This is a genomic window from Saprospiraceae bacterium (assembly GCA_016716185.1).
Taxonomy (GTDB): domain Bacteria; phylum Bacteroidota; class Bacteroidia; order Chitinophagales; family Saprospiraceae; genus Vicinibacter.
Map to the genome: position 1 here is coordinate 954,522 of JADJWV010000002.1, position 13,021 is coordinate 967,542.

General features: G+C 41.0%; 1 protein-coding gene. It reads left to right on the top strand.

The features are described from left to right. Positions 1-90: 90 nt before the first annotated feature. The gene (locus tag IPM34_05610) at positions 91-12,924 is read left to right on the top strand and encodes an HYR domain-containing protein (protein MBK8955017.1); all 12,834 of its coding nucleotides are present in this window, start codon (positions 91-93) and stop codon (positions 12,922-12,924) included. The last annotated feature ends 97 nt before the right edge of the window (positions 12,925-13,021 follow it).

Genomic DNA, 13,021 nt, shown 5'->3' on the forward strand with positions numbered 1-13,021 from the left:
AATCAACGAGTTAGCGCTCGTTTGGGTTCAGATAATCTTATCTGAAAACATTCGGGAAATATTATCAAGCTTAACTTATTGTTTCTTGAAATGAGAAAACTTAGACTTACACACACTTTGGAATTTTCTTTAGTAAGCAAATTCCACCCCGGTTTTTTAAATTTTATTTTCATCTTCATTTGTCTGGCATGGCTGATTCCTGTACAGGACGTTTCTGGGCAATGTATATTAATTGATCATCAAATTTCCGGAAAGGTTTTTGTCGATCTAAACCAGAACGGATTGAAAGATCCGGGGGAGTCTGGTGTATCCGGAGCTATCCTGAAATCTTTCAGCAACAACAATCAGTTGTTAGCCAGCACACAATCGGATGCAAATGGGCAATTTAATTTAACCCAGCTTTCCAATGGCGCGAATTTCAGAATTGAAATGTTGACGCCTTCCGGTTATTATTACTCGAAAATGGGAAGTCAGGGTTCACAGGATGTTCGTTTCATCCAGTCACCTGCCTGTGATGTAAATTTTGGTGTGTTTCCGGTGAATCCGGATTGTGCGCCCTCACTTGCACAGTTATACACAACGTGTTTTGTACGTTCGGATGGGGATCCGGCATCACCAACTTTGGTGGGAATGCCTTTTCAGTTTAATCTCAATTCTAGTCCATACAAACTGGCTATGCAAAATCAAACAGGTTCCGTTTGGGGCCTGGCGTGGAGTAAAGCACAGCAGAAACTATATTCCTCAGCTTTCATCAAGTATGGCGCTGCTTTAGGTTCCGGAGGAACCGGAGGTATTTATGTTACAGATCCATCGAATGGACAAACCCAATTGTTTCTAAATCTCAATAATCAGAATGTCAATTGCGGAACAGTTAGTCATGACAATCCTTTGAGTTGTCTATATTCAGACGCTGTTGGCAAAGCTGGACTTGGAGATATGGATATTTCCGATGACGACCGCTTGCTGTTTGTTGCCAATCTGTACAACAATTCATTGGTTATAATTCCGGTTGAAAGCCCGACAGCCGAACACATCATGGAAATTAAAGTTCCTGACCCGGGTTGTTCAAATGGCAATTATGTAATAGGTGCAGTGGAATACCACAAAGGCAGGATTTACATCGGTGTAACCTGTACTGCAGAAACAAGTAATGATAAAAATGATTTTGCTTTTCACATTTATGAATTTAATCTGATCAGTAAATCTTTTAATATCCTCTTTTCCACAACGTTTGCAAGGGAATTCTGGCTTTCAAATCCTGGTAGTCAAAGACCAGTTTCTCAATGGCTCACCAACCTAACAGTCGTTAATGACGATTATATGATCATGGGTATAGCAGATCGCACCGGACATACGTATTGCGACCCGATTTATCCATTGACTGGTGAGTATGGAGATATCCTTATGTTATGGAAAAACGGAAACACCTGGCAACTTGAACACAAGGGAGTCGCCGGATCCAGAACCGGCAATGGCATCAATCATTATGAAGGGCCTGGAGGCGGAGAATTTTTTGGCGATGACTATTGGATTGTTGGTCCCGGACTTCACCCGGAAGTATCTTTTGGAAGCGTTCTCGTATTGCCGGGAACCGAAGAAGTGGTTTCGGCATGCTATGACCCCGTATATGAATCATTCTCTGGTGGTTTTCATAAATATTCAACACTCAACGGAAAGAAATCTGCAGCCATTCAGCTTTACAACAAACAAAGCTCGGCTTATGGCAAATCAGCAGGGCTTGGTGATCTCGCTATAGGATGTCCAAGAATGCCTATTGAAATTGGCAATTACGTTTGGATGGATGAAAACGAAAATGGAATTCAGGATCCCGGAGAAAAACCTGTAAAAGGATTGGAATTGATTCTCGTCGACAAAAATTGTGAAATCGTTGGGACGACCACTACAGACAATTACGGATATTATGTATTCAATTCCGGAAATGTGGATACCAATCAGGATGGAATTGCGGATGGATTGAAATCCTTTGAAGACTATTATCTCGTGATCAGCGATTCCAGATTTTTAGTAAATGCATCGCATTTAATTATCGGATCAGATACGGTAAAATTATCGGAGAATAAAAGCGATTACAATCTGACTCTCGTCAACAGCGATGCAAATCTTTGGGCGGGTTCAATTTGTCATGTTTACGATAAGTTACCTTATATATATATCCATACGGGAGGTTCAGGGCAGAATGATTATTCATTTGATATTGGATTCGTACCGGAAAAATCCACGATTCCACCTCCGCCTGATGAAAAAATATACGATCTGGCTTTGATCAAAAAGGTAAGCGGGTCTAAAACGGTTAAAAATGGGGAACTGGTGACATTTCAGCTGATTGTAACCAATCAGGGAAATCAAAAAGTTGCCCAATTTGAACTAACGGATTACATCGAATCGTATTTTAGTTTTGAACCGGCATTGAACCCCGGATGGAATTATTCCAATAGTAAGGCGAAATATTTGGTCACCAGCAACATAGATCCCCAAAAAGAATTTGCTGCAGAAATCACGCTGAGAATTCAGTCTGCTTTAAATCCACAGGAAGTAATCAATGCGGCTGAAATTTCGGGAATGTGGGATGTGAATGGAGCCGTATTGGCAGATGAAGATTCAACGCCAGATGATATTCAGGGAAATGATAAGGGAGGAATCCCGAATTCTATAACGGATAATATTATTAATAACAACACGATTGACGAAGACGATCACGATGCTGAAAGTTTGCCGGTTGCCGATCTTGCATTGAGAAATGTGGCATTGGTTTCAGAACCGGTGAAGAAGGGAGAAGTTGTTACCTTCAGAATGGAAATTTTCAATCAGGGAAATATAACAGCGGGTTCAATAGATGTGGTAAATTACATCAGTTCTGCATATCAGTTTGATCCTTTATTAAACCCCGGTTGGAATTTAATAGGCGGAAAAGCATACCGCACCCTGAATGTAAATCTCTTGTCCGGTCAATCAACATCAGTCGATATCCATTTGAAATTGGTTCAGTCTGATTTTAGTCAATTGATAAACCGCGCTGAAATACAGGGAGCAAGAGATCCGGGAGGAGTAGCCCTTATTGATTACGACAGTACACCCGATAATGATCCCTTAAATGATACCGGCGGAGTATTGGATACTGAAACCGACGATATGATTACTGATGCGGGCACTCTGGATGAAGACGATGCAGATCCGGCAGTGGTCAGTGTACACGATTTGGCGCTGATACTCACGACTTCACAAACTACTCCGATCAAAAAGAATCAGGATGTAACCTTCCAGATTACGGTATGTAATCAGGGAAGTGTAACTGTTAGTGAGCACAGTGTTGTATTTTATGCACCCCTGGGAATTTCTATAAGCCCTGCCGACAACAACAGTTGGTTTTTAATGGGCGGTTTACTCAGAAGAAACATCAATTCACTGATTGCTCCGGGTGAATGCATGACTCATGATCTGGTCATGAAAGTTAAGTCAGATGCATCGCCTGACGAATTGCTGGCTATAGCAGAGATTACCGGCGCGTTGGATTTGTTTGGAAATGATCTGTCTTCAAGAGATTGGGATAGCGCATCTGATATGAATCCTTCTAATGATGCAGGGGGTGTTGTTGGAACATTAACCGATAATATTTTTAACGGCGACGGAATTGGTGATGAAGACGATGCAGATCCGGCTCAATTGTTATTGATGGATCTTGCATTGATTAAATTGTATGACAATGGAACCTCACTGCGTTATAAGGGCTCAGCACAGTTTTCAATCATCATTTATAATCAGGGCAATGTTCCGGTGTCGCAGATTGAAATTACAGATCATATTCCGGAAGGGTTTGCTTTAAGTCAATTCTCTAAAAATCAGGGTTGGACTGTATCTGGTGATGCTGCAATCTATCTTCTAAAACAAAACTTGTTACCGCATAGCAACACGACTATATCCGTTCAATTGGATCATGTATCGGATTTTGATGCAAATAATCTTTTTAATATTGCCGAAATCTCCGCTGTATGGAATCAACTGGCTGAAAATATTTCCCCTTATGACTTTGACAGCACACCTGATAAAGATGAAACAAACGATCCCGGAGGTGTGCCAAACAGTTCTACAGATAACGTCACAGATATGGACGAACTTGTAGATGAAGACGATGCTGATCCTGCTGGAATACCTGTTTTTGATCTGGCATTGACTAAGAAACTCATCGAGTCTAAAATTGCTTACAGGAAAGGCGACACCATTGAATACGTCATCGAAGTAATCAATCAGGGTAATGTAATTGCCACACATATAGAAATTATCGATTACGTAGATCCGGACTATGTTCCTGTTGATGATCTGAATCCGGGTTGGTCTCCGTTGTTTGATGGTAAAATGAGTTATCATTTCGATGTAACCTTGTTGCCTGGAGAATCTGTAAGCAAAAGTTTGTTTTTAAGCTTTGCAAATTTGAATAAAGGCGAGTTGATTCCAAATTATGCAGAAATTACGAGTGCCTTTGATAATGTTGGGAATCAGGGAGAAGATTATGATTCAACTCCGGATGGAATTTCTGATAACGATAAAGGAGGAGTTCCGGGTTCGGCTGAAGACAATATGATTTCCGATCATGGAGAAATGGATGAAGATGATCACGATGGTGCAGACTCCAATCCGGTTAATTTTGATTTGGCTTTAATTAAAGATTCGGATCAACTGATCGTATCCAGGAATCAAATAGTGGACTTCAATATCAGGATCTACAATCAGGGATTGATGGCTGCGAAGGAAATTGAGATCGTAGATTACATTCCGGAAGGACTGTTGCTCGAAGATCCGGGATGGAGAATAGGTTCTTCTGCAAGTGGAATTACTAAAGCCTATTACCTGTTGACAGAGCACAACGGCGGTTTGCCTGCCGGTGGTTTGCAATCTGGCGATAGCGTATTTGTAAAAATTAAATTGCGGGTAGATCCCGCTCAATCTGCCGGTATTCTTGTTAACCGTGCCGAAATTAACAGGGCTGTGAATTCAGGTAAGATCATTGATGATGATTCAAATCCGGACGATGATCCACATAATGATCCGGGTGGTTTGGTTTTCAACGATTCGGATGGAAGTTCAGCAAATCCGGATCCATTGTCCTCTCCGGATGACGAGGATGATGCAGATCCGGCAGGAATCATCATTGTGGATATTGAAAGAACTGTCGCATGTTTTTGTCTTGACAATGCTTACAATGGTAATGATGGACAATTCTACGACGAGCTTACCTTCAGATCGGTGTCCGGAGACACCTGGTTTATTTATGAAGTAGATGGATTCTATCATGAATTAAGTATGGATCCACCCAATATACCATTGCCCTTTATTACGGGTCCTCTGGGTTATGTCCTGGATGAAAATAACCTGGGCGACGGAACAAGTATTTACACGATTCGGGGAGTGCATGTAGAAGGAATTGGCTATTCGTTTATTTTATCAAACCAATACGGCGTAAAACTGAATACAGGGATTCATAAATGCAATTATGACGAATTGAAATTGTTGAAATCCCAAAATAATGTATGTTCAGGCCAAACTGTAAGATACGAAGTTGAAGATCTGCCGAATGCATCCTATGAATGGACACTGTTAAGTGGAGGTACCATCGTCTCCAATCCTTTTGATAATGTAGTCGATGTAGAGTGGACTGGTGTTATAGGTTCGACGCATACACTCAAAGTCGATGTTACGTTAAATAATTCCTGTTATAGTCCATTGCTGATACCTGTAACCATTGGCGCTACAGCCGGACCGGTGAGTTGTATTGGTTCTGTGCAAGTATCACTGTCTGTAAATTGCGAAGTGCAGGTTCAGTCGCAAATGTTGTTGCTGGGAGGTCCCTACGATTATAATTCCTATGCGGTCATGATTTTCAATAAAGATGGAAGTCTGGTGCCAAATAATATCTTAAATCACAATCATCTTGGAAAAACGCTGATTGCCAAAGTCATTAATGTTTGCAATGGCAATTCGTGCTGGTCAAATATACTTGTTGAGGATAAGATTAAACCAAACATTACCTGCATCAATGACACCATTGATTGTACTTTGATGAAGTCGTATTTAAAGCCCTTCATTGTAGATAATTGCGATACAGATCCACAAAGGATCCTGGTCGATGAGATCATTGAAAATACTCCCTGCAACGATTTATATTCCAAGATTGTTACGAGGACTTATCGCGCTAAAGATGCATCGGGAAATTATTCTGCAGATTGCAAGATGAATATTTTTCTGAAGAGGATCCAGCTTGATTCTATTTTGTTTCCCGATTCGTTGATCGTTCCAAAGGGAAATGCATTGTTGTGCGGACAATTTGCAGCGGATGCCCATGGCCGTCCTTTGCCTTCAGTCACAGGTATTCCAACATATAGAGGTTTGCCTGCATGGCCCAACGAAGATGGCAAGTATTGCGATTATATTGTTAATTACGAAGATCTTGAATTGCACAACGGAAATGGCTGTACCAGAAAATTCAGAAGGAATTGGAAATTCACACTTTGGTATTGTAATTCTTTTGAACAACGCTCGTATGTTCAGTTAATTGAGATCATCGACGATCAGCCTCCTGTTTTGGAGTGTCCTTATAACATCACTGCAACAACAGATGCCTACAAATGCGAAGCCAGAGTCTGGATTCCCATGCCTAAAGCTTTTGACAGCTGTGGTTCTGTATTGAGAGTTGATCTCGATTTTCCCGGTGTTTTGATCAAGGATTTTACTGCACAATACGTGACTTTACCTAAGGGTTTCCATAAATTGACATTTTATGCTTATGATTTGTGTTATAACGTTGATGCCTGTACATTTTTTGTCGATGTTGTAGACAATACGCCTCCTGTTGCAGTTTGTGACCGGGAAACTGTAGTAACCCTCGATCGTTTTGGTGAAGTCTGGGTGCCTGCAGAAGTTTTTGACGATGGCTCTTATGATGATTGTCACATCAAAGATTTCCAGGTGCGAAGAATGAATATGCAGTTGGACTGCAGTCCGGGAGATACACTCTACAGAGATTCCATTCATTTCTGTTGTCAAGACCTCGGACAGGAAGTCATGGTTATGTTTAAAGTGACGGATCACGATGGTAATGAAAATACCTGCATGGTCCGTGTAGAAGTTCAGGATAAGACCATACCTCATATTTATTGTCCGCACGATGTGACCATATCCTGTCACGATCATTTTGACTTGAATGACTTAAGTCAATTCGGATCTCCAAGAGTTTCCGACAATTGTAATACCACTTTTGATGAACAAGTATTTCCAAACATTGATCAGTGTCGCGAAGGTTATATCGACCGGGTATTTACTGCGGGCAATGGCGTGGGTATTGATGTGTGCACACAAAGGATTTGGATCATCAATCCGGATCCATTTAGAGAATCGGACATTACCTGGCCAAAGGATTACGAAACATCAGGATGCGCAACCGATGGTCTGTTGCCTGAAACTTTGCCATCCGAATATGGATATCCTGAGATAAAGGAAGATATTTGTGATTTAGTGGGGATATCTTTTCAGGATCATACTTTCAGGTTTATTAATGGAAGCGATGCCTGCTATAAGATTATTAGAAAATGGAAAGTGGTCAATTGGTGCAGATTGTACGATCCCACAGGCAAAGAACTAATTTATACACACGAACAAATTCTAAAAATCCATAATTTTGAAGAGCCTACGATAACCAGTGGCTGTAAGGATACTTTATTTGCAATTATTGATACCAGTTGTGCGGGTGGGCAAGCCTATTTGGTCGCAACAGCAGAGGACGATTGTACTCCCGATCAGGAGTTGGTGTGGGAGTATCACATCGATTTGAATAAGGATGGCATCGAAGACTACAGTGATTTAGGAGTCGGACCTACTATAACGGCAAGTGGTTTTTATCCTTTGGGAAAACATTCCATTAAATACGTATTTGAAGATCGATGTGGAAATAAATCGGTTTGTACAGTCAACTTTGAAATACTGAATTGCAAGCCACCAACAGCTTATTGCAAAGTGGGATTGTCTACTTCATTAGTACCCATGGATGTGAATGGAAACGGAAGTGTCGATGATGAATTTGTGGTGATATGGGCTAAAGATTTTGACCACGGCAGTTATCATCCATGTGGTTATCCGCTAACGTATTCATTTGGCACAGATACAACCGTAAAATCAGTTAAATACGATTGCGACTCCCTGGGTCGCCGGACGGTTACTTTATGTGTAACAGCCAGTAATGGAAAACAGGACTGTTGCAATACGTTCATCGACGTTCAGGATAACAATAATGTTAGTTTTTGCGGGTGTGTAAGATTTCCGCCCAATGTAACGATTACTGATTGCAGCCAAGATACTGATCCTGTAGTTATTGACTCCAGGCCAAGTATTGGAGATTGTACCGGTTGTGTACATACCGGTACCAGCTATAAGGATAGTTTTGGATTGCAAGTGCCTAACACTTGTTTGGTGGTATACAGAACCTGGAAGGTGACTTTCGATTGTCCCAACGAACCCGGAAGAACTTTTGATCGTACCCAGGAAATTATCGTAACCACTGATCTGAAAGAGACCGACATCGTTTGGCCTTTAGACTCTGTTATTGTAGATAATTGCCGGGGCTCAATCGATACAGTGGATGTTGGAGAAGTTCCTCGTTTCTGTGTGCATAATGGCAATGTGATGGTTATGTATACAGATCGTGAAATTCGCAGAGAAATTGACTGTATTTTCTACGAGCGCATATGGCGGGTATTCAGCAAATGTGTTCCTTCCCAGAGTTATTCTTTCAGACAAGTATTGAAAGTCATTGAAGGTGCGGGTATCAGATATATTTTGCCACCCGATATTACAGTGAATGATTGTCGCGCTTCTTTTGATCCCGGAAATTTAAATGGAGTGCCGAAGACGAATTGTCCCTGCGATCAATTTATGCATACATTTAGGGACTCAATTGTACAGAATGAACCGAACACTTGTTATGTAATATACAGAAAATGGACATCGGTATTTAATTGTCCGCCGGATGTGAGTGGAACATTTAACGGAACACAGAAAATTACGGTAAGGGTCATCCTTACACAAAATGATATCCAATGGCCCGAGGATTCAGTACTTGTAGATAATTGCCGGGGATCCATTGATACTTCACTGATCGATAATGTTCCGAGACTTAAAAAAGATTATTGTGGTGAAGTGACTATCACTTTCACGGATCAGACCATTAGTCAGAACGATACCTGCAGGATTGTCCACAGGACATGGACAGTATTTAATACTTGTAGTGCCGCTCCGCAGCTGGAGAGATTTACATTCCTGCAAGTATTGAAAGTAACCAAACCAACTGGACCTCAAGTCGATTTTCCTGATGATATCACTGTGACGGACTGTAAAAAAGTATTGTTACCGGATTCCTTAAACGGATTCCCGAAACTGAATTGTCCCTGTAATGTATTTAACCACACGTACCAGGATTCTTTAGTGAATACAGAACCTAACACTTGTTATGTGATATACAGAAAGTGGACTTCGACTTATAACTGCCCACCGGAAGTGAGTGGGACATTCAGAGGTACACAAAAAATTACGATCAGAATTAACCTGAACCCAGCCGATATCATGTGGCCTTCAGATACGGTCATCGTCGATAATTGCCCGGGGTCAGTTGACACGGCTTTGATCAATAACACTCCGAAACTAACAGCAGATTATTGCGGTTATGTCATCTTCAGATACACAGATCAGATATTGTCCACACAAGGGGACACTTGTCGTTGGATCCGAAGAACCTGGGTAGCTTCTAATGAATGTTCCGATCCTCCGAATAAGCAGGAATTTTCATTCGTACAAATTTTAAAAGTAACCAATCCTATCAAGCCCCGGGTTACTATTCCGCCAGATATTACAGTTACAGATTGTAAGCAATCCTTGAAGCCTGAAATGCTAAACGGATTACCAATGGCCCTTTGTGTTTGTGATAGCATAAGTTATGCGTACAAGGATGATACCATTTATACGAATCCGGAAATATGTTTTTTGATTGAACGGAATTGGGCGATTAGATTTATTTGTGAACCTGATTACGATTCGACATTTTTCTATGTTCAACGGATCGTACTGGATGTTGATCTGGATCCAAATGACATCATCTGGCCACCGCCAACGTATACCTCATTTACTTGTATACCGACGCTTGACCCTACAATTACCGGTCAGCCCACACTGACAGAGGACTATTGCGGACTTGTTTCTTTTACATTTTCAGATCAGTTTGGAACATCGGGTTTATGTAATGGAGTCTTTCGTACCTGGACTGCGATCAATGTGTGCAGTCAAAGTCAAAGATTCCAGTTTGTTCAGTTTATTGAGCTGAAAAATCAGGACCCTCCTTCGATTGTTTGTACTCCCGATATTACGATGAATGCAGATGCAAACACTTGTGGTAAAGTTTTGGTTTTGCCTAATCCAACGCAGACAAACAATTGCAATACCGGAGTTACCTATTCAAACAATGCTCCTCCTGTATTCCCTGTAGGTATGACTTTAGTGATCTTCACTGCTCAGGATAGTTGTGGAAATACAGCTACCTGCACAACAAAAGTTACGATTATAGAAAATGTACCTCCGGAGATAACTTGCCCGGCTGATGCCACCATTTCGTGTGGAGACGATACTCAGGATCTAACTCCTTACGGTACAGCAACTGCTACGGATAATTGTCCTGGCGTGGTCATTACCGAAACTGTAACACGAAATTTGAATATTTGCGATATCGGAACGATCACTCGTAAGTTTGTAGCAATCGATGCGTCGGGTAATCGCGATTCTTGCACCCAGACGATTACGGTTCAAAATCTGGATCCATTGGATGAGGCAGATATTATTTGGCCGCCATCTCCGGTTACTGTTGGTGAATGCGATCTGTTTGATCCGAACATCACCGGTATACCAGGATTTGATTCAAGTGGGATTTCCTGTTTAAGGGCAAACATTACCTATATCGATACGAATTTGTGCGAGATCAGGAATGATTGCGAATGGGAAAGAACCTGGACGGTGTACGATACCTGTTCAGACAGGACTTTTACTTTCATTCAGTTGATTATTATTGATGATCAAAACGCACCAAACATTCTTGGTGTAAACGATACAACGGTTTATGCCAATGATTCGATGTGTAATAATTTCATTACCCTGGTGGCTTATGTAGATAATTGCGATTCGGCCAACATCACCATCATGAACGATTCGCAATTTGGTGTCAATAACGAGGAGGACGCATCCGGATTTTATCCGGTAGGTACAACAGTTGTGACTTTTACGGCTGTCGACGGATGTTGTAATGTAGCCATGAAAATGGTAACGATCACCGTAATTGATACAGTTGCCCCTGAATTTACTTGTCGTAAAGTTGTCAAAAAAATTCAGGACGATGGATGCGCCGATTTTAATTCACAGGAGTTCATTTTGAAAGTCGATGACAACTGTACGGATTCTGCGTTCATCATGACCTCATTCAACCGGGATGATTTCGGCGACACGATTCGTACAATTTGTTGTGATTCGATTACAAATTATGAATATACAACTGCGGTGAAAGTTTATTTTAAGGATGAGGCGGGTAACATCGACTCTTGCTGTACCTTGTTGCAGGCTGTGGATGAGGATACCATTTGTGGTCCGACACTTCTTTCACATATCAAAGGATTTGTGATGACCAGGAAGGATCTGAGCATGCCGGGTGTCGAAGTGATGTTGGATCATGGAAATGCAGGCATGGTTCATTCGGGTCTTGATGGATATTACAGGTTTTATAACATGCCGAATGGAGGTACATACAATTTGGCGGCCACTCACGATGTGAATCCAATGAATGGTGTGAGTACTGCAGACATCATTCATATACAAAGGCATATTCTGGGAATCGCTCCGTTTGACGATCCATTGAAGTTTATTGCAGCCGATGTAAACAGCAACAAAAAAGTAACTACAGCAGATATTGTTGAAATAAGGAGGTTGATCCTGGGTAAGACAGACAGATTTACCTATAGTCCTTCGTGGAAGTTCCTTCTTGCGGACTATACCTTTAAAGACAAAGACGATCCTCTGAATGAAAATTATCCTGTAGATTTTGATATTCTAAAACTGAATAAAAACTTCTACGTAGATTTTACAGGGGTTAAAATAGGAGATATCGATGATTCAAATGATCCTGGCCAGTTTAGTCCCGGGTTTACAAGCAGATCTGCAAATCCATTGCTTATCGTTACGAACGATTTCGATCTAAAAGCAGGGGAAAGTTATGAGATAGAATTCCATATTCCTCAGGATGAAGATCTCGAAGGGATTCAGCTTGGACTTGAATTCGATAGATATTCGGCTGAACTTGTTGAGTGGACAGATGATCTCAATGGATTGATCACTGCTGAGAATTCCAATTTCATTTTACAGGAAAATAAGATGAGGTTTGTTTTCAACAGAATTCCGAATCAGGAAAAAGAAGCAAGGTTCAAACTTCGCTTAAAAGCTTTGCGAAACACGAAATTGTCTGAAATCCTGGATTTGGAGCGACAAACATTCCATTCAGAAGCATACAAGTCAAACGGAGAAGCCTTGGGAGTCAGACTTGAATTCAAGGAGGTGAATTCAGAGTCCAATGGATTGAGCTTGTATCAGAATATACCGAATCCATTTAGTGAAAGTACCATCATTCCATTTAGTTCAGATGAGAATTCAACGATCCAGTTGAGAGTACTGGATGTTAATGGACAGATTGTATATGAAAGGAAGGGATATTTTACGAAAGGATATCACGAAATAAATGTTAACAAATCGCAATTGGCTAAGAGCGGTATTTACTATTACCAGTTGCGATCCAATAAGAGTTACGTATATCGAAGGATGATTTTAATCGACTAAGGTCCAAAGATATAGTGTGTAGTAATCGGTTTCGTTTTACACAGCTCCTGGGAAACCGGGAGCTGTTTTTTAAAAAAATATTAAAAAAAATTATAAT